Origin of the sequence: Neisseria sp. P0018.S001 (assembly GCF_051957355.1) — a bacterium.
In the GTDB taxonomy this organism is placed as follows: domain Bacteria; phylum Pseudomonadota; class Gammaproteobacteria; order Burkholderiales; family Neisseriaceae; genus Neisseria; species Neisseria subflava_A.
In genome coordinates, this window is record NZ_JBQCWN010000003.1 from 125,259 (window position 1) to 143,160 (window position 17,902).

At 50.8% G+C, this 17,902-nt stretch carries 19 protein-coding genes and 1 other RNA gene; 13 read left to right on the forward strand and 7 right to left on the reverse strand.

Annotation, left to right across the window (positions count from 1 at the left end):
• Positions 1-56 precede the first annotated feature (56 nt).
• From ACTHTJ_RS03410 to murU, 10 genes are all read left to right on the forward strand, one after another.
• Positions 57-1,046 carry an NAD(P)H-dependent glycerol-3-phosphate dehydrogenase gene (locus ACTHTJ_RS03410; RefSeq protein ID WP_070584687.1) on the forward strand — a complete coding sequence of 330 codons (990 nt, stop codon included), beginning with the start codon at positions 57-59 and terminating at the stop codon, positions 1,044-1,046.
• Positions 1,047-1,120: 74 nt separating this feature from the next.
• Entirely contained in the window at positions 1,121-1,444 is a 324-nt protein-coding gene (locus ACTHTJ_RS03415; RefSeq protein WP_039864236.1) for a hypothetical protein, read from the forward strand.
• 11 nt (positions 1,445-1,455) lie between these two features.
• On the forward strand, positions 1,456-1,758 hold the full coding sequence (locus tag ACTHTJ_RS03420; protein WP_070584685.1) for a cell division protein ZapA: 303 nt from the start codon (positions 1,456-1,458) through the stop codon (positions 1,756-1,758).
• Between the two features lie 7 nt (positions 1,759-1,765).
• A non-coding RNA gene (ssrS, locus tag ACTHTJ_RS03425) (6S RNA) lies at positions 1,766-1,946 on the forward strand.
• 178 nt (positions 1,947-2,124) lie between these two features.
• Positions 2,125-2,556, forward strand: coding sequence for a 50S ribosomal protein L13 (gene rplM, locus ACTHTJ_RS03430; RefSeq protein WP_003684605.1), 432 nt, complete (start codon positions 2,125-2,127; stop codon positions 2,554-2,556).
• A gap of 12 nt (positions 2,557-2,568) precedes the next feature.
• Positions 2,569-2,961 (forward strand): 30S ribosomal protein S9, encoded by a 393-nt coding sequence (rpsI, locus tag ACTHTJ_RS03435; RefSeq protein WP_003681515.1) that lies wholly within the window; start codon positions 2,569-2,571, stop codon positions 2,959-2,961.
• Between the two features lie 84 nt (positions 2,962-3,045).
• A complete protein-coding gene (locus ACTHTJ_RS03440) occupies positions 3,046-3,555 on the forward strand; it encodes a protein disulfide oxidoreductase (protein WP_070584682.1) in 510 nt (169 codons plus the stop codon).
• A gap of 340 nt (positions 3,556-3,895) precedes the next feature.
• Positions 3,896-4,333: a homoprotocatechuate degradation operon regulator HpaR gene (hpaR, locus tag ACTHTJ_RS03445; protein ID WP_003684610.1), complete on the forward strand. Its 438-nt coding sequence runs from the start codon at positions 3,896-3,898 to the stop codon at positions 4,331-4,333.
• 10 nt (positions 4,334-4,343) lie between these two features.
• On the forward strand, positions 4,344-4,844 hold the full coding sequence (hpaC, locus tag ACTHTJ_RS03450) for a 4-hydroxyphenylacetate 3-monooxygenase, reductase component (RefSeq protein WP_070584680.1): 501 nt from the start codon (positions 4,344-4,346) through the stop codon (positions 4,842-4,844).
• 87 nt (positions 4,845-4,931) lie between these two features.
• On the forward strand, positions 4,932-5,627 hold the full coding sequence (gene murU / locus ACTHTJ_RS03455; RefSeq protein WP_070713729.1) for an N-acetylmuramate alpha-1-phosphate uridylyltransferase MurU: 696 nt from the start codon (positions 4,932-4,934) through the stop codon (positions 5,625-5,627).
• A gap of 93 nt (positions 5,628-5,720) precedes the next feature.
• On the opposite strand, the gene rarD is transcribed toward murU, so the two are convergent.
• Positions 5,721-6,623 carry an EamA family transporter RarD gene (gene rarD / locus ACTHTJ_RS03460; RefSeq protein ID WP_070584678.1) on the reverse strand — a complete coding sequence of 301 codons (903 nt, stop codon included), beginning with the start codon at positions 6,621-6,623 and terminating at the stop codon, positions 5,721-5,723.
• 144 nt (positions 6,624-6,767) lie between these two features.
• On the opposite strand from rarD, the gene ACTHTJ_RS03465 reads away from it, so the two are divergent.
• On the forward strand, positions 6,768-7,232 hold the full coding sequence (locus tag ACTHTJ_RS03465; protein ID WP_293198558.1) for an Lrp/AsnC family transcriptional regulator: 465 nt from the start codon (positions 6,768-6,770) through the stop codon (positions 7,230-7,232).
• 121 nt (positions 7,233-7,353) lie between these two features.
• Here the strand turns inward: ACTHTJ_RS03465 and tsaD are convergent, their stop codons facing one another.
• The 4 genes from tsaD to ACTHTJ_RS03485 form a co-directional block, all read right to left on the reverse strand.
• Positions 7,354-8,424, reverse strand: a complete 1,071-nt coding sequence (tsaD, locus tag ACTHTJ_RS03470) for a tRNA (adenosine(37)-N6)-threonylcarbamoyltransferase complex transferase subunit TsaD (protein WP_440360760.1) — start codon at positions 8,422-8,424, stop codon at positions 7,354-7,356.
• A gap of 99 nt (positions 8,425-8,523) precedes the next feature.
• Positions 8,524-9,711: a c-type cytochrome biogenesis protein CcsB gene (ccsB, locus tag ACTHTJ_RS03475; RefSeq protein ID WP_440360759.1), complete on the reverse strand. Its 1,188-nt coding sequence runs from the start codon at positions 9,709-9,711 to the stop codon at positions 8,524-8,526.
• A complete protein-coding gene (locus ACTHTJ_RS03480) occupies positions 9,704-11,656 on the reverse strand; it encodes a cytochrome c biogenesis protein ResB (RefSeq protein ID WP_440360771.1) in 1,953 nt (650 codons plus the stop codon). The genes ccsB and ACTHTJ_RS03480 overlap by 8 nt, the downstream gene beginning before the upstream one ends.
• 267 nt (positions 11,657-11,923) lie before the next feature.
• Positions 11,924-12,547 carry a c-type cytochrome gene (locus ACTHTJ_RS03485; RefSeq protein ID WP_003684518.1) on the reverse strand — a complete coding sequence of 208 codons (624 nt, stop codon included), beginning with the start codon at positions 12,545-12,547 and terminating at the stop codon, positions 11,924-11,926.
• Positions 12,548-12,762: 215 nt separating this feature from the next.
• Between ACTHTJ_RS03485 and yihA the strand changes: the two genes are divergently transcribed.
• Positions 12,763-13,404 (forward strand): ribosome biogenesis GTP-binding protein YihA/YsxC, encoded by a 642-nt coding sequence (gene yihA, locus ACTHTJ_RS03490; RefSeq protein WP_070607212.1) that lies wholly within the window; start codon positions 12,763-12,765, stop codon positions 13,402-13,404.
• A gap of 213 nt (positions 13,405-13,617) precedes the next feature.
• Here the strand turns inward: yihA and ACTHTJ_RS03495 are convergent, their stop codons facing one another.
• Both ACTHTJ_RS03495 and ACTHTJ_RS03500 read right to left on the reverse strand, forming a co-directional pair.
• Positions 13,618-13,836 carry a hypothetical protein gene (locus tag ACTHTJ_RS03495; protein ID WP_036492735.1) on the reverse strand — a complete coding sequence of 73 codons (219 nt, stop codon included), beginning with the start codon at positions 13,834-13,836 and terminating at the stop codon, positions 13,618-13,620.
• Positions 13,814-14,047 carry an RNA-binding S4 domain-containing protein gene (locus tag ACTHTJ_RS03500; protein WP_002221492.1) on the reverse strand — a complete coding sequence of 78 codons (234 nt, stop codon included), beginning with the start codon at positions 14,045-14,047 and terminating at the stop codon, positions 13,814-13,816. Before ACTHTJ_RS03500 ends, ACTHTJ_RS03495 begins: the two co-directional genes overlap by 23 nt.
• Before the next feature lie 165 nt (positions 14,048-14,212).
• On the opposite strand from ACTHTJ_RS03500, the gene dnaE reads away from it, so the two are divergent.
• The gene (dnaE, locus tag ACTHTJ_RS03505) at positions 14,213-17,647 is read left to right on the forward strand and encodes a DNA polymerase III subunit alpha (RefSeq protein ID WP_440360758.1); all 3,435 of its coding nucleotides are present in this window, start codon (positions 14,213-14,215) and stop codon (positions 17,645-17,647) included.
• Positions 17,648-17,902 lie beyond the last annotated feature (255 nt).

Consider the following 17,902-nt stretch of genomic DNA (forward strand, 5'->3'; position numbering starts at 1 on the left):
TGCACCCCAAAGCCGTTTGTTTTAAAGTAAGCCCCGTTCCCATATGGAAGAGAAACATGAAAATTACCGTCATCGGCGCAGGTTCGTGGGGTACAGCTCTCGCGTTGCACTTTGCGCACCACAACAATGAAGTTGCCCTTTGGACACGCAATCCCGACCAAATCCGCACCCTGCAAGCAGAACGCCAAAACAAACGCGGCCTGCCCGGCTTCCCTTTCCCTGAGTCCCTGACCGCTCATGCCGATTTGGGCGAAGCGCTGAAAGACAGCCAACTTGCCCTGATCGTGACCTCCGTAGCCGGACTCAGAAGCAGCGCCGAGCTGCTCAAACAGCATAACGCCGCCGATATTCCCGTTCTCGCCGCCTGCAAAGGTTTTGAACAAGATACCGGCCTTCTGACTTTCCAAGTACTGAAAGAAGTCCTGCCTAACAATAAAAAAATCGGCGTTCTCTCAGGTCCGAGCTTTGCCCAAGAACTTGCAGCCCAACTGCCTTGCGCCGTCGTGCTTGCTTCCGAAAACAAAGACTGGGTGGAGGAAACCACTGCCCAACTGAACACCAACGTGATGCGTCTGTACGGCAGCACCGACGTCATCGGCGTCGCTGTGGGCGGTGCCGTTAAAAACGTCATGGCGATTGCCACCGGCCTTTCAGACGGCCTCGAATACGGCCTCAATGCACGCGCAGCCTTAGTAACACGCGGCCTTGCCGAAATCACCCGCCTTGCCATCGCCATGGGCGCACAACCCAAAACCATGATGGGCTTGGCAGGCATCGGCGACCTTATCCTGACCTGTACCGGCGCACTCTCGCGCAACCGCCGCGTCGGCCTCGGCCTCGCAGAAGGCAAAGAGTTGCATCAAGTGCTTGTCGAAATCGGCCACGTTTCCGAAGGCGTCAGCACCATTGAAGAAGTCTTCAACACCGCCGCCAAATACCAAATCGATATGCCCATCACTCAAACCCTGCTGCAACTCATCCGCAAAGAAATGACCCCGCAGCAAGTCGTTGAACGACTGATGGAACGAAGTGCGCGCTTCGAATAAACGGTCGCGCCGTCTGCCGTTCAGACGGCCTGACGCACAATATGACGGCCATAAGGCCGTCTGAAGGGAAATACATGAACCAATCACTGAACAATCTGGAAATCAACGTTTACCAACTTGTCCAAAAATTTGAAACACTGGTTTCAGAAAACCGCCGCCTCAACGAAGAAATCGACAGACTCAAACTTGAGCAAGAGCAACAAAAACACCAACACGACGCTGCCATTGACGAACTCAGCGAAGCCTTGCTGGTTCAAGTCGGCAAACTCAAAGAAGACCTGCAAAGCAAAATTGACAACCTGACTGCCGAAAAAGAAAACTACCGCAACGCGCTGGCACAAAGTGCAGACCAAATCCGCAGCCTCATTGCCCGATTGCCCCAAGAAACACAACAATAAAAGGATGCCCCGTGAGTATCGAACAAGTCAATCTCGACATCATGAATGTCAACTTCACCATCAACACGCCGAGTGAAGAAAAAACCACCCTGCTGCAAGCCGTTGAAATGCTCAACAAAAAAAGCGACGCGATTAAAGAAAGCGGCCGCATCGTCGGCACGGACAAAATCGTCGTCATGGCAGCCCTCAACGTCGTACACGACCTCTTGAAAACCACCCTCAACGACGATTTGGCAATTGGTGAATTTGAGCGTAAAATAACCGACATGAACAACGCGTGCCAAAAAGCACTGGCGCGCTTGGAGCAAAACTGATTTCCCCTTTTCCCTGCGGTGTTCGCGAAGGCATACATTCCTTTGAACCAATACGTTCGCTTTAGGTTGCCGGGAGCTGTAGTGGGCGCGAGCGTCCGTTTATCGGACGCACCCGAAACTACCCGAGGTGACCGCCTTGTCAGCAAGGTTCAAGCGGATTCAGCCTGAACGGCACTCGTGGGGATTCCCTAAAAAAGCCATACCGACAGGTGTGGCTTTTCCCTTTCCAAGTAAAGACTTTCGTAAAGATTTCCGGCCGTCTGAAAAAACCGCATATTCATGCATCAAACACGTTCGATTAAGATTGACAAAAACCAATCTCCTCTTTAAAATCCATAACTTTCTATATATATCTGGATTCCAACCATGAAAACCTTCTCTGCAAAACCCCACGAGGTGAAGCGCGAATGGTTCGTCATTGACGCAGAAGACAAAGTTCTGGGTCGTGTCGCAGCCGAAGTCGCACACCGTCTGCGCGGCAAACACAAACCCGAATACACCCCTCACGTTGATACCGGCGACTACATCATCGTCATCAACGCAGACAAACTGCGCGTGACCGGTGCTAAATTCGAAGACAAAAAATACTTCCGTCACTCTGGTTTCCCAGGCGGCATCTACGAGCGTACTTTCCGTGAAATGCAAGAGCAATTCCCTGGCCGCGCTTTGGAACAAGCCGTAAAAGGCATGTTGCCTAAAGGTCCTCTGGGCTACGCCATGATCAAAAAACTGAAAGTGTACGCCGGCGCCGAACACGGCCACGCTGCACAACAACCTAAAGTTTTGGAACTGAAATAATAAGGACACGACATGAACGGTAAATACTACTACGGCACAGGCCGCCGCAAAAGTTCAGTGGCTCGTGTATTCTTGACTAAAGGTACCGGCCAAATCATCGTAAACGGCCGCCCCGTTGACGAATTTTTCGCACGTGAAACCAGCCGCATGGTTGTACGTCAACCTCTGGTTTTGACTGAAAATGCCGAATCTTTCGACATCAAAGTTAACGTAACCGGTGGTGGCGAAACCGGTCAATCCGGCGCTATCCGTCACGGCATCACCCGCGCCCTGATCGACTTCGATGCAGCTCTAAAACCAGCCCTGTCTCAAGCAGGCTTCGTTACTCGCGATGCTCGTGAAGTTGAACGTAAAAAACCTGGTTTGCGCAAAGCACGTCGCGCAAAACAATTCTCCAAACGTTAATACGTTTTCAGAATCGAATCAAAAGGCCTTGCTTTGCAAGGCTTTTTTCATTTATAAAACAACAATACAATATCCCCGCAATATATGACGAAAACCCTGCTCCACTACGCCAAATCATTGCTTCAGGCTGTGATTATCTTCATCTTCTTATCCCTGATTGTCGACTGGGTGCGCAAACCTGACCAACCTTTGCAGTCGGCAGCACAAACACTGACTTTAACCAATGGTCAAACCACTTCCCTCCAATCCTTCAGCCAAAATCGGGTTGCCGTCGTTTATTTTTGGGGCAGCTGGTGTCGTATTTGTTCATACACATCATCAACCATAGAAAAACTGCACCAAGACAATATCCCAACATTGGGCGTAGCCTTGCGCTCCGGAAGTGACGCGGACATTACCCACCATATGCAACAAAACAATCTATCCTTTCCAAACTTCAACGATTCAGACGGCCTGATGGCTCAAAAATGGAACATAGCCGTCACACCAACCATTATCATATTAAAAGATGGCAAAATGATTCATCACACATCCGGACTTTCCAGTTATATCGGATTAAAAATCAGAATTTACTTGGCAAATATCTTCAGCTAAATTCATTGAAAATCCACTAAAAATAGGAAATCTAAAGAATAATTTCACCTGAATACATTCAAACAATTCAATTTCATAAATAAATAAACTATCTCTTTCCCAATAACATATCATTTTGTTGAGATTATAAAGAAAATAGACTAAGATATAACCATAAGAACAATTGGAAACATTATTATCAAAACAAACTGTTAGAGATTCTCATCTAATATCGTGGCAGTGATGCTTTTGTTCCCATAGACCCGGCTGCCGATGGCAGCCTTAAAACAGCAATATTCGCCTTTATCAATCTACCTCACGCTTCAACGGTTTGATTTTTGATAACACCGGAGACTTAGTAATGCCCAACCAATCTAAACATGCATCTATCAATATCGGTCTGATTCAGGCACGGGAAGCATTGATGACCCAATTCCGCCCTATTCTGAACCAAGCCAATATTACTGACCAGCAATGGCGTATCATCCGGCTCTTAGCGGAAAACGGCACACTCGACTTTCAAGATTTGGCCAATCAGGCCTGCATCCTTCGCCCCAGCCTGACCGGCATTCTGACTCGCCTGGAAAAAGCAGGTTTGGCCGTTCGCCTGAAGCCTTCCAACGACCAACGCCGTGTTTATCTGAAACTAACGCCCGAAGGTGAGAAACTCTATGAATCCATCGGTGCATTGGTTGACGAACGCTACGATGCGATTGAAAAAGTTCTGTCCAAAGAAAAAATGGCACAACTCAAAGAACTCTTGGCAGAGCTGGCAAAAATCGAACAGGCATTAAAATAAAGAAAGTCGGATGACAGACTCAACACACACACTCAAGGGACCATTTCGAGATGCCATGGCCTCCTGTGCCGCCGGCGTACACGTTATCACGACAGACGGCGAAACGGGACGCTATGGCATTACTATGACTGCCGTAACTGCCATTACCGATGAGCCGCCGACGGTCATGCTGTGCATCAACCGCCAATCCGCCATCATTCCCATCCTGCAAGGCAACCGTGACTTGTGCATCAACACGCTCAACGACAGCCAACAGGATGTTGCTGAACACTTTGCCGGACTGACCGACCTCTCGCCCGAAGAACGCTTCGAATACCATATTTGGCACAGGGGACAAACCGGACAGCTTGAAGTCGAAGGTGCGCTGGCGCACCTGCACGGCAGCATTGTCGATCAACGCGAAATCGGCACGCATTACGTCTTTTTCGTTCAGCTCAACGAAATCCGCAATACCGACACGCAGGCACCGGCATTGCTGTATTTTCGTAGGCAATTCAAATCTTTGGCATAAATAAAGGTCTCAGGCCGTCTGAAACATCGGTTTCATTTTTTCAGACGGCCTGAGACTTTTTCTGTTTCACACATTATAGGCACACCCATGAAAGCAATGATATTGGCCGCCGGTCGCGGCGAACGCATGCGCCCGCTGACCGACCACACGCCAAAACCCTTACTCGAAGTGGCAGGCATGCCGCTTATCGGCTGGCACTTACGCCGCCTGCGGAAGGCCGGCTTTACTGAAATCGTCATCAACCATGCCTGGCTTGGCCAGCAAATCGAAGACACCTTGAAAGACGGTTCGGACTACGGCGTGCGCATTGCCTATTCTCCAGAACTCGCCGGAGGCCTGGAAACCGCCGGTGGCATTGCCACCGCCCTGCCTCTTTTGGGCGACGAGCCGTTTTTGGTCGTCAATGGCGATGTGTTGACTGACATTGATTTCCAAGCTGCACGACTGGCTGCCCAGCGTATGCAGGAACACAACCTTCTCGCCCATTTGTGGCTGGTGGACAATCCGCCCCATCACCCCGAAGGCGACTTCGGCCTGCTTTCAGACGGCCTGGTATCCGCCTCATCCTCAGACGGCCAAGCCCTAACTTTCAGCGGCGTGGGCGTTTATCATCCCGCACTTTTCAAAGATACCCCGGCGCATCAGGCTGCCAAACTTGCCCCTCTGTTACGTCAGGCCATGAGCCAAAGCCAAATCAGCGGCGAACACCACAACGGCCTTTGGTTGGACGTCGGCACAGTCGAACGCCTGCAAGAAGCCGACCGTATTGCCCAAAGCTGGTAAAACAAAAGGGACGTATCCGATACATCCCTTTCAATATCAAAGGCCGTCTGAAAATATTGGTCAACCCATTTTTCAGACGGCCTCAATCTATCATCAAGCTTTAGCCAATTTCTTTTCTTTCTTCATTCCCAACAAGCCATTGACAATCATCACGCACAATCCCGACCAAATCAGGCCATAGCCGATCAATGCGCCTTTTTGCACCGGCTCACCCAGCCATACAATCGACACAATAAAAAGCAATACAGGCTCCAAATAGCTCAACATGCCGAACACCGCAACCTGCAACAACTGACTCGCCTTCAAATTCAAATGCATAGATATTGCGCTATTGAAGCCTAGCAACACAATAAAGAAAATTAAAACCGGTTTGGCCGCAATCATCGCCGGCGTATCCGTTGCAAATATAATATACGCCAACGCAAATGGCGTAATCATCATCAAATCAAAAGTCAGACCGATTAAAGAAGGCACACCCAGTTTTCGGCGTGGCAGATAATAAAACGGATAGGTGCCGAACACCCATACAGTCGTCCACGAAAACGCACCCGACCGTACCAATTCACATGCCACGCCTGCACACGCCAACGCAACGGCAACCGTCTGCAATCGGTTTAAACGCTCTTTAAACCAAATCCGTCCACCCAGCATCATCGCCAAAGGAAACAGGAAATAACCCATGGCGATGTTTACCCCTTCCCCGTTGACCGGCCCCCAGACAAACAGCCACAACTGGCTGGCAAATATCGGCGTCGGCAATACAATCAATAGCCACCGCTTCCAATCGCGGCCGATATTGCTCGCAAACCGCGCCGCCGCCCGCCAACCGTTGACCATCGTCATCAGCACGCATAAAGCCGACAACATCGCCACCATACGCCACGCGAAAATTTCTGTGCCACTCATCGGCTGCATCCATACGCCGTACAGAAACAGCATGGCAAACAACACATTGGACGTTATGGCCGCCAGCAAACCTTTGGATAAATTCGTCATTTCAGACGGCCTTCCTCAATAAATCAATATTGATATTGTAAAGAAAATGTGTGAAAAAATTTCTCATATTTTTTTATATTACAACGATAATTTTTCTATTATGATTAAAAAATCAAAAAATATTACATTCAAAGGCCGTCTGAAATGGAGCTGGACAAACTCGACCGCAATATCCTCAACATTCTCCAAACACGTGCAGACATTCCGCTGAAAGAATTGGCCGCACAAGTGCATTCGTCGATTGCCACTTGCCAGCGGCGCATCAAAAACCTGACCGAACAAGGCGTCATCCTCCGCCAAGCCGCCATCGTCTCGCCGCAGGCAGTCGGTTTGAACATTAGCGTCTTTGTCCAAGTTGACCTCGAACGCCAGTACCATGATGTGCAAGAAGCATTTGAACGCAGTATGCAGCGCGAGCCGCAAGTTGTCGGGTGTTATGAAATTTCCGGCAATTATGATTTCTTGCTGTTGGTGCATTGCACCGATATGCCCGCTTATCACGCCTTCACGCGCCGCGTGCTCACTTCCGTCAACAGAGTACGCAATTTCAAAAGCCAATTTGTAATGAATTTCGCGAAAACGGAAACCAAAATCGAAATTCCGGGATAACCGGTATTCCTTTGTTTACAAAGAGACTTCACAACATAAATCCATTTAGTTAAATGGCCGTCTGAAAACCCTGTCTTTAGGTTTTCAGACGGCCTTTCATTGCACCGAAACAGTCTAATTATCAACCCTGCTTCACAATATCCGACAGCGGCCAGCGCGGTTTGACATTGAATGCGCCGACAGCCTGACGCTCGGCAAGACGCATCGCACCGGCAAAGGCAATCATTGCGCCGTTGTCGGTACAGTATGCCATCGGCGGGAAATAAACATTGATTTTTTCTTCCTGCGGTTTGGGTTTGCCTTTTTCAGACGGCACTTTGACGGTTAAGCGCGAAAATTCATCGCGCAGTTTCCAGTTTGCACCCACGCCGCCGGCAACCACCAAAGTTCTGAAGCCGGTATCCAACAACGCTTTTTTGGCTTTGGCCGCCAATACGTCAACTACCGCATCTTGGAAAGCGCGGCAAATGTCGTTGCGTGTTTGTTCCGAAATTTCATCGCTTCCGGTTTCAGCACAGACTTTTTCGACAGCGGTCAAAACGGCTGTTTTCAAACCGGAAAAGCTCATCTGCAAATCGTGCGAATGGAGCATGGGGCGTGGGAATGTGAAGGCATCAGGCGTACCGAGTTTGGCCAGCTCGGATAATTTGGCACCGCCGGGATAAGGCAGGCCCAAGAGCTTGGCTGTTTTATCAAATGCCTCGCCTGCCGCATCATCCACACTTTCACCCAGCAAGGTGTAATCGCCGATACCGCGTACAGCCATAAATTGCGTATGTCCGCCCGACACCAGCAAAGCAACAAATGGAAATTCAGGCTTGTCGTCTGCCAACAAGGGCGAGAGCAAATGGCCTTCAAGATGGTGAACTGGGATAACGGGCTTGCCGATGGCAAATGCCAAAGCGTTGGCGAAGCCTGAACCGGTCAGCAATGCGCCGCCCAAGCCCGGACCTTGCGTAAAAGCAACAGCGTCAATATCGGCATAGCCTACGCCTGCTTCCTTCAAGCAACCTTGCGTCAACGGCACCACACGGCGGATATGGTCACGGCTGGCCAATTCGGGAACAACGCCGCCGTATTCGGCGTGCATCGCCATCTGTGTGTGCAAATGATGCGCCAACAGGCCGCGCTCGGTATCGTAGAGCGCAACGCCGGTTTCGTCGCAAGATGATTCAATTCCTAATACCAACATGGTTTGAGGCCGTCTGAAAAAATGATTAAAAACGATTCAGACGGCGTTTTCTCCGAAAACGGAAAAAGGCCGTCTGAAATAAAGTGCAGAATAAGCGGTTTACAAAGTGCCGTAAGAGTGCAGGCCGCTCAAGAACATATTCACGCCGATAAAGGCAAAGGCGGTAATGACCAGGCCGATAACCGCCCACCAAGCCAACACTTTGCCGCGCCAGCCTGCCACCAGCCGCAAATGCAACCAGACCGCGTAATTCAGCCAAACGATGAATGCCCAAGTCTCTTTCGGGTCCCAGCTCCAATAGCGGCCCCACGCGTCGGCTGCCCACAATGCGCCGAGGATGGTGGCAATGGTGAAGAACAGGAAACCGACGGCAATCGCTTTGTACATCACTTCTTCAATGACTTGAGATTGCGGCAGCCATGATTTTTTTCCTGCATTTTCTTTTCTGAGTGCCAGCAGTTCGGCAATACCCAGCATGGCGGCGATACAGAATGCGCCGTAGCCGATAAAGTTGGCCGGAACGTGGATTTTCATCCACCAAGACTGCAAAGCAGGAATCAGCGGCTGAATGGTATGCGCCTCGCGTGAAACGCTGTACCACAAGACAAATCCGACCACAATCGCCATAAAGCTGAAAACGAAGCCACCCAGTTTTTGTACGGCAAAACGGCCTTCGTAATAGAGGTACATCAGCGCCGTAATGACCAAGAACAAGATGAATACTTCGTAAAGGTTGGAAACTGGAATATGGCCGGCATCGGGACGCAGCAGATAGCTTTCATGCCAGCGTACCAGCAAACCGACAAAGCCTGCCATCGCGGAGACCCACGCAAACACGGTACCCATGCCCAAAAGCGTATTGGACGGCACATTTTTGCGCACCGCCGCTATCGCGCCGACTATATAGGCAAACAAGGCAAAGAACACAAACGCGCATTGCCACATAATCGCCGACTGGCTGCTTAACAGGTATTTGAGCAAGAAGCCGTCTGCGTGTTTGATGTTGCCGCCATACAAATCAACGGCCAAATACGCCAAGCACACGCCCAAAGGGATAAACCAGCGCATCGGTTTGAAAAACCAACCCAGAAAAACGGCAATACCAGCACTCACCCACAAAATCACCATTTCGTAGATGTCCATGTGCAGACCGGCCTGGGTTTGGGCAATAAACGCACCGACTGCAATCAGCAGCGCAAATGCCCAGTCGAAAAGGTTGAGGTTTCGGATAAATGATTTGTGTGTCAGAAGCTCATGCTCGGGCAAGGCCTGATATTTGTTATTCATGGTTTAAATCCTTGGCAAGCTGCTGCAATTGCCGTGTGTGTTGCGGAAATTCTTTCTGCAAGTCGCGTTCGTTGCGGCTGGAAGACATGGCAAAACGGATACGGCCGTCTGAAAACAGCAGCCAAGCACGTTTTTCACGGATATAGAACATAAACACCGTGCCCAACACCAGCAATACCGAACCCAAATACACCAAGAATTCCCCCGGAGAACGGGTCATCTGCAATCCGGAAGAGCGCACTTCGGAATAGCCGTCCAATTGCAGCAACATCGGCGCAGGATACTCGGTCAAACCGGTGTACGCGTCCATTGCATGCAGCAGGAAGCGGTTGCGCTTTTCGTCTTGCGGCCAAGCCGGCAGGTTGTATGTACTGATCGTGTCTTCCAAAGCGGCGTTCATCACGCCATAGAGCATCTCGTAGAAATAGCCCTGCATTTTTTCCTGCTGCTCTCTCGGAATGTTGGTGGTAACAAACTCGTCCAAAGCTAAATAGCCGCCTTTGGCAAAAATCGACAAAGTATTTTCCGCCGCCGCCATGAATTGCTCGCGGATTTCGGCAGGCGCGCCTTTAACGGCGTTGGCAACGGTTTTACGGCGTGCCGCATCGTCTTTCAAATATTGGCGCAAAGCCATAAAGGTGTCGATTTGGCCGTTTTTATCCATCGGAATGCGCAACCAGCGGTATTGCTGCGCCAAGCCGCTGCGCGTGCCGGTAATGAAGAAATAGTCTTCATCTTGCTTTACCGGCAACATATAGTTTTTATATTCGACCGCCTGCCCTGCTTTGTCGCGGATGCGGTAAACGATAGACGGGCCGATATTGGTGTATTTTTTGCCTTCTTGACGGACGGAGCGAACATCATTGATGGCGGATTTCAGGTTTTGCTCTTTTTCAGACGGTTCGCTCATGTCTTCGACGTTCATCGAAGTAAACTGGTCGAATTCCAGTTTATAAGAGGTCTTACCCAAATCCAGCGGAAACTCGCGCATGGAAGTCGCTTTGAGTTTGACCGGAGTGCGGTCGGCATCAGCCAGATTCCACGCTTTAAACGTCAAGTCCGAGCCGCCGTCGGCGAAACTTGCCTGATAAACCGTAATACCGTGCAGCGTCAAAGGATGGTTGACGCGGATGGTGTGTTCGCTGACTTTGCCGGTCGCCTTGTCCGTTATTTCCAAGTCGCTGGCAAAATCGCGGGGCATACCGGTATCGTAAAAGTCGATATGGAATTTCTTCAATTTGACCGAAAACGGTAGGTCTTGCACCAGCATGCCGTTATCCGCATTCAGAAACACCACGTCCGCACTCTGCCCTTCCGCAATATTGACATTGCCCCTAAACGACAGGTTGGATTCTCCCAACACGCTTTCGGGCTTAAAGTCTTTGGCGTAAACCGCCGTATTGTCCGGCACGACTTGGCCGGTGAGCATGCCGATTTTCAGCAGGATATTGCTGTCTATCAAACCGCCCAAACAAATTACAATCAGCGCGGCATGGGCAAAGATATAGCCCCATTTGTTCATCGCACCTTTTTTCGCCGCCACCAAAACCGAACCGTCTTCACGCGTAACGGTTTTGCAGCCATAGCCCTGCACTTCCAAATAACGTTGCGCAACTTCGGGCGTTACCTGTCCGTCTAAAACGATGGAATGGCGCATTGCCGCCAGTGATTTTTCCTTCGCGTTTTCACGGAAGGAACGAATCTCGCGCAAAAACGGCGGAACATTGCGAATCAGGCACAATCCGGTGGAAATCACCAAAAACATCATGATGACAACGAACCACGCCGAGGCATACACGTCGTACAGGCCCAAAAAGCCGAAAATCTGCGACCAAAACGGGCCGAATTTCACCAAATAATCAACTTGTGGCTGATTTTGTTGCAAGACCGTACCGATAATCGAAGCCACGCCCAACAGGCTAAGCAGGGCAACGGCAAAGCGCATGGAGCTGAAAAAGGCAAACCATGGTCTACGGATAAGTGGGACGGATGATGAAGATTTACTCATGTCTCAAATGTCGGCTTGGGGCAACCCGATCGGTAGAACGGACTGCAATGACGTGTGATGCGAAAGGAAGAATACTGCATATTGTAGTAAAAATCTTTCTGTCGCTATTTGAAAAAAACAATCAGGCTTATCGGCCTATATTGGCTAAGGCCGTCTGAAGGGTTTTCAGACGGCCTGTATCAATAAGCTCGTTTCAAAACGAAATTAGTGCAAACCTTGGATGAAGTTGGCTACTGCGTTCAACTCTTCTTCGCTCAGACGGTTGGCAATATCGGCCATGATGGCGTTTTTGCGTTGGCCGGATTGGTAAGCTTTCATTTGCTCGACAACGTAAGCTTTGTGTTGGCCGCCCAGACGAGGATAGGCTTGGATTTCAGTACCGCCGCCAGGGATACCTGCGCCGCTAGGACCGTGGCAAGACATACATGCCGGCAGTTTTTTAGCGCTCAGGCCGCCGCGATAGATTTTCGCGCCCAGCTCTGGGTTTTCTTTAGGATTGGCTTCGCCCGGTTTGCCTTGTTGTTTGGCGTAGTAGGCGGCAGCGTCGCGGATGTCTTGTTCGGACAAGTTCATCACCATCGGTTTCATCACACCGGCAGCACCGTGGGTACGGGTACCGTCTTTGATGGCCATGGTTTGGCCGTAGGTGTAGGCCGCAGCCTGACCTGCCAGTTTAGGATAAGTTGCGATACCGCTGTTACCATCGGCTGCGTGACACGCCGCACAGATAGTAGTCGCTACCTGTTTGCCTTTTTCAGCATCTGCTTTAGGGGCAGCGGAAACCGCACCGGCAGCCAATACCAAGGCCAATAAAGTCAATCGTTTCATGGAGTGCTCCTGATTACAGCATTGCGTACCGCGTCAATGCCTTTTTTATACTCAAATACCGGGGAATTTTCCCGATTAAAACCGATAATTCTATAAACGTGCTATTCTATACCAAGTTTACATTAAATTACTACTCAAATTACCAAACTGCTGCAACATAAATGCCCGATACAAATTATGATGTTGCAGTTTTGTTTCCATGCAAGGAAATACTGATGAACCTTTTTCAAAACGCCAAATTCTTTACAACGGTCAACCATTTGAAAGACCTGCCCGACACGCCGGCCGAGATTGCCTTTGTTGGCCGAAGCAATGCCGGCAAATCTAGCGCCATCAATACTTTAACTAATCATGTGCGCCTTGCCTATGTTTCCAAAACACCGGGCCGCACCCAACACATCAATTTCTTTGAACTGGAAAACGGCAATTTCATGGTCGATTTGCCCGGCTACGGCTACGCGCAAGTACCGGAGGCCATCCGTGCGCACTGGGTCAAACTCTTGGGCGACTACCTGCAACAACGCCGCCAACTGATCGGCCTGATTCTGATTATGGACTCGCGCCATCCGCTCAAGGCTTTAGACATTCAAATGCTGGACTTCTTCCACATCACCGGCCGTCCTGTGCATATCCTGCTGTCAAAAGCAGACAAGCTGTCTAAAAACGACCAGATTAAAACTTTGGCGGCGGTAAAAAAATCACTCAAACCCTACACCGAGCGTCAAAAAATCAGCGTTCAACTGTTCTCCAGCCTGAAAAAACAAGGCATGGACGAAGTCAATCAAGTGGTTGGTTCATGGTTTGACGCGCATCGCGAAGAAATCGAGAATCTTGCAGGCGAAGCATCGCCTGAATGATTGTAAAACAAGGCGGAATGAGATGAGTTGACCAACCGCAAATCTTATTCCGTCATTTGTTTTGCACAATGCCGTTTTTTATCTCTCTTCCAAAGGGTATGTATGCACATGCCCTTTTTTATTGCGTTTTTTTATTTTCTTATCGCAAACTAAAAACAACGACGTATCAGTAAAAATTCTTAAAAAGCATGGGTTTATTCAACTAAACCTTTTTCAGACGGCCTTTGCCTCATCTTCGCCATCAGTCCAACCCGCTTCTTTCAATTTCCGCTGTTGCGCATCATAGCGTGCTTTTTCCGCCCAATACATTGTCTGGATACAGGCATCGCCACACTCGCTGCCGCAACATTCCCACGATTCGGGACGGACAGGTTCGTCTAAAAGCGGCTCGCCCAAGATGGCTTCGGCTTTATTCTTCAGGGTCGTATCCATCGGCAATTTCCAAGCGTGCGCCGTCAAATTCAATCACTTCGCCGCCGCGTATTTTGGCGGTTTTACGGGTTTCGGTTTCGCCGTTGCGCAACACCAGCCCTTCGGCGATAAATGCTTTTGCCTGTCCGCCGCTTTCGGCAAGGCCGGCCAGTTTCAACAGGTCGCATAAAGCGATGTATTCATTGTCTTCAAGATAGACGGTTGCTTCCATCATTCAATCCTTTTCAATAATGTCGATATTTTAACATGGCCGTCTGAAAGAAAGCCCCCTTCTGTTTTATTTGCTTTATCCAACCCCATTACATTTGGTTTTCAGACGGCCTTTAGCTGCCAACCCTGCTACAATACGCCTTTTATTGTTCACGCCGATTTTGCCATGACCGAGCCGACCTACATCCCCCTGCGCCTGCATACCGAATTCTCGATTACCGACGGTATGGTGCGGATTAAAAAACTGATTGCCAAAGCGCAGGAATACGGTTTGCCTGCTTTGGGCATCAGCGATTTGATGAACGAATTCGGCTTGGTGAAATTCTATAAAGCCTGCCGCGGTGCAGGGATTAAGCCCATCGGCGCGGCGGACGTGTGGATAGGCAATCCGAATGCGCCCGACAAGCCGTTTCGCGCCATGCTGATTATCCGCAACGATGCGGGCTATCTGCGCTTGAGCGAGCTTTTGACGGAGGCCTATGTCGGCAAAGACCGCAATATCCATCATGCGGAACTCAACCCCGAATGGCTGGCAAACGGCGACAACAGCGGCTTGATTTGTTTGAGCGGCGCGCATTACGGCGAAGTGGGCGTGAATCTATTGAACGGCAATGAAGAAGCGGCGCGGGCGGCAGCGTTGAAGTATGCGGCGTGGTTTCCCGATGCGTTTTATTTAGAGTTGCAACGCCTGCCCGAACGCCCCGAATGGGAGGCTTGCGTTTCCGGCAGCGTGAAGCTGGCGGAGGAACTGGGTTTGCCGGTAGTGGCGACGCATCCGACCCAGTTTATGAGCAGCGACGATTTCAACGCGCACGAGGCGCGGGTGTGCATCGCGGGCGGTTGGGTGCTGACGGACAAGAAACGTCCGCGCGATTTCACGCCGAGCCAGTTTTTCATTCCGCCGGAAACGATGCTGGAGCGTTTCTCCGATTTGCCTGAAGCCCTCGAAAACACAGTAGAAATTGCCAAACGCTGCAATCTGCACATCACATTGGGCAAAAACTTCCTGCCGCTCTTCCCTACTCCAGACGGCCTGTCGCTGGATGATTATTTGATCAAGCTCTCCAACGAAGGCTTGCAAGAACGCATGGTTCAGCTTTATCCCGACGAGGCGGAGCGTGCGGCAAAAATGCCGGAATATCAGGAACGTTTGGATTTTGAGTTGAACATCATCATCCAGATGAAATTCCCCGGCTATTTCCTTATCGTACAAGACTTTATCAACTGGGCGAAAACACACGGCTGTCCGGTAGGACCGGGTCGTGGCTCGGGTGCAGGTTCGCTGGTGGCGTATTCATTGAAGATTACCGACCTTGATCCGCTCAAATACGCGCTGCTGTTCGAGCGTTTCTTAAACCCTGAACGCGTCTCCATGCCCGACTTCGACGTGGATTTCTGTCAAGCAAACCGTGGCCGTGTGATTGAATATGTGCGCGAGAAATACGGCGCGGAGGCGGTCAGCCAGATTGTCACCTTCGGCACGATGTCGTCCAAAGCGGTCATCCGCGACGTGGGACGCGTGCTGGAACTGCCGTTCATGCTGTGCGACAAACTGTCCAAGCTGATTCCGTTAGAAGCCAACAAACCCCTGAGTTTGGAAAAAGCCATGGAGGCCGAACCGCAAATTCAGGAATTAATCGAAGCGGAAGAAGCAGACGAACTGATTACGCTGGCGAAAAAGCTGGAAGATTTGACACGCGGTTTGGGTATGCACGCAGGCGGCGTGTTGATTGCACCGGGCAAGATTTCCGATTACAGCCCCGTGTATCAAGCGGACGAATCCGCCTCGCCCGTATCCATGTACGACAAGGGCGACGTGGAAGACGTGGGTTTGGTGAAATTCGACTTTTTGGGTCTGCGCAACTTAACCATTATCGAAATGGCGCAGAACAACATCAAAAACACCACCGGCGATATCGTCGATGTTGGCAAGATTCCGCTTGACGACCAGGCCGCCTACCAAATCTTCCGCGATGCGAACACCACCGCCGTCTTCCAGTTCGAGTCGACCGGCATGAAAAAAATGCTGAAAACGGCGCACACGACCAAGTTTGAAGAACTCATCGCCTTCGTATCGCTCTACCGCCCCGGCCCGATGGACAACATCCCCGACTTCGTCGCGCGTATGAAGGGACAGGAATTCCAATACATCCACCCGCTGCTCGAAGGCATCCTTGCGCCGACTTACGGGATTATGGTGTATCAGGAACAAGTGATGCAGGCGGCGCAGATTATCGGCGGCTACTCACTCGGTGGTGCAGACTTGTTGCGCCGCGCCATGGGTAAGAAAAAACCCGAAGAAATGGTGAAACACCGCGAAATCTTCGCTGAAGGCGCGGCCAAACAAGGGATTTCGCGCGAAAAATCCGACGAAATCTTTAACTACATGGAAAAATTCGCCGGCTACGGTTTCAACAAATCCCACGCCGCCGCCTACGCCCTGATTTCCTACCAGACCGCATGGCTCAAAGCCCATTATCCTGCCGAATTTATGGCGGCAACCATGTCGTCTGAATTGGACAACACCGACCAGCTCAAACATTTCTACGACGACTGCCGCGCCAACGGCATCGAGTTCCTGCCGCCCGACATCAACGAATCCGACTACCGCTTCACGCCGTATCCGAACATGAAAATCCGCTACGCACTCGGCGCGATTAAAGGCACGGGCGAAGCCGCCGTCGAATCCATCATCGCCGCGCGGCAAAGCGGCGGCAAGTTTACCGGCCTCTTGGACTTCTGCGAGTGCGTCGGCAAAGAACACATGAACCGCCGCACCCTCGAAGCCCTGATACGCGGCGGCGCGTTCGACAGCATCGAACCCAACCGCGCCATGCTCTTGGCGAACATCGACCTTGCCATGAACAACGCCGACCAAAAAGCCGCCAACGCCAATCAGGGCGGGCTTTTCGACATGATGGAAGACGCCATCGAACCGGTGCAGCTCGTCGATGCCCCCATGTGGAGCGAATCGGAAAAACTCGCCGAAGAAAAAACCGTCATCGGCTTCTACCTCTCCGGCCACCCGTTCGGCCCGTATGCGCAAGAAGTGCGACAAATCGCCCCGACCAAATTAGGCCGTCTGAAACCGCAAGACAGCGTGCGCCTCGCCGGATTCGTTACCGCCGTGCGCACCATGATGGGCAAACGCGGCAAAATCGCCTTTGTCAGCCTTGAAGATTTGAGCGGGCAGATTGAAATCATGGTCAGCGGCCACACGCTGGAAAACTGCGCCGACTACCTCAAGTCCGACCAAGTGCTGATTATCGAATCCAAAGTCAGCCGCGACGACTACGGCGGCGGCGACGGACTGCGAATCATGGCAAACCAAGTCATGACCCTGCAAATGGCGCGCGAACGCTACGCCCGCAGCCTCAGCCTCGCCCTCGCCCCCGGTCACGACATTGCACGCCTCGCCGCCATCCTCACCGCCCACCGCCTGCCCGACACGTCGCACATCCCGCTGCAACTGTCGTACAGCAACGGCAAAGCATCAGGCAAATTGAAAATTGCGCCAAAATGGATGGTAACGCCAAGCACCGCCTTGTTTGACGAACTGGAAACATTGCTCGGCAGCAGGGCTGTCCGCGTGAATTGGTAAAATTAAAGGCCGTCTGAAACTACACGTTCAGACGGCCTTTAATTTAAAAAGCGCTTTAAAAACATAAATCAAATACGGATTCAGGCTTTCAGACGGCCTTATTGAATAGAGCGGTTATCTGAAAAGTTTATTGCACAAAGCCTTTGACCAATAAAGGAAAGATAGCCCAAAACAAAGGGGAGCGACACTGCCGAAACCATGCCAAGCACCCAGTAAATACATTGGTTCAGTACAGTTTTTGAGGCGGTAAGCCGC

Excerpts from the sequence above, each read along its gene's own strand:
- ccsB (WP_440360759.1), bottom strand. The coding sequence starts at position 9,711 with ATGAATAACAAATATCAGGCCTTGCCCGAGCATGAGCTTCTGACACAC.
- ACTHTJ_RS03440 (WP_070584682.1), top strand. The coding sequence starts at position 3,046 with ATGACGAAAACCCTGCTCCACTACGCCAAATCATTGCTTCAGGCTGTG.
- ACTHTJ_RS03500 (WP_002221492.1), bottom strand. The coding sequence starts at position 14,047 with ATGGAAGCAACCGTCTATCTTGAAGACAATGAATACATCGCTTTATGC.
- rplM (WP_003684605.1), top strand. The coding sequence starts at position 2,125 with ATGAAAACCTTCTCTGCAAAACCCCACGAGGTGAAGCGCGAATGGTTC.
- dnaE (WP_440360758.1), top strand. The coding sequence starts at position 14,213 with ATGACCGAGCCGACCTACATCCCCCTGCGCCTGCATACCGAATTCTCG.
- ACTHTJ_RS03415 (WP_039864236.1), top strand. The coding sequence starts at position 1,121 with ATGAACCAATCACTGAACAATCTGGAAATCAACGTTTACCAACTTGTC.
- ACTHTJ_RS03480 (WP_440360771.1), bottom strand. The coding sequence starts at position 11,656 with ATGCGCTTTGCCGTTGCCCTGCTTAGCCTGTTGGGCGTGGCTTCGATT.
- murU (WP_070713729.1), top strand. The coding sequence starts at position 4,932 with ATGAAAGCAATGATATTGGCCGCCGGTCGCGGCGAACGCATGCGCCCG.
- ACTHTJ_RS03410 (WP_070584687.1), top strand. The coding sequence starts at position 57 with ATGAAAATTACCGTCATCGGCGCAGGTTCGTGGGGTACAGCTCTCGCG.
- rpsI (WP_003681515.1), top strand. The coding sequence starts at position 2,569 with ATGAACGGTAAATACTACTACGGCACAGGCCGCCGCAAAAGTTCAGTG.
- yihA (WP_070607212.1), top strand. The coding sequence starts at position 12,763 with ATGAACCTTTTTCAAAACGCCAAATTCTTTACAACGGTCAACCATTTG.
- ACTHTJ_RS03485 (WP_003684518.1), bottom strand. The coding sequence starts at position 12,547 with ATGAAACGATTGACTTTATTGGCCTTGGTATTGGCTGCCGGTGCGGTT.
- tsaD (WP_440360760.1), bottom strand. The coding sequence starts at position 8,424 with ATGTTGGTATTAGGAATTGAATCATCTTGCGACGAAACCGGCGTTGCG.
- rarD (WP_070584678.1), bottom strand. The coding sequence starts at position 6,623 with ATGACGAATTTATCCAAAGGTTTGCTGGCGGCCATAACGTCCAATGTG.
- hpaR (WP_003684610.1), top strand. The coding sequence starts at position 3,896 with ATGCCCAACCAATCTAAACATGCATCTATCAATATCGGTCTGATTCAG.
- hpaC (WP_070584680.1), top strand. The coding sequence starts at position 4,344 with ATGACAGACTCAACACACACACTCAAGGGACCATTTCGAGATGCCATG.
- ACTHTJ_RS03465 (WP_293198558.1), top strand. The coding sequence starts at position 6,768 with ATGGAGCTGGACAAACTCGACCGCAATATCCTCAACATTCTCCAAACA.
- ACTHTJ_RS03495 (WP_036492735.1), bottom strand. The coding sequence starts at position 13,836 with ATGGATACGACCCTGAAGAATAAAGCCGAAGCCATCTTGGGCGAGCCG.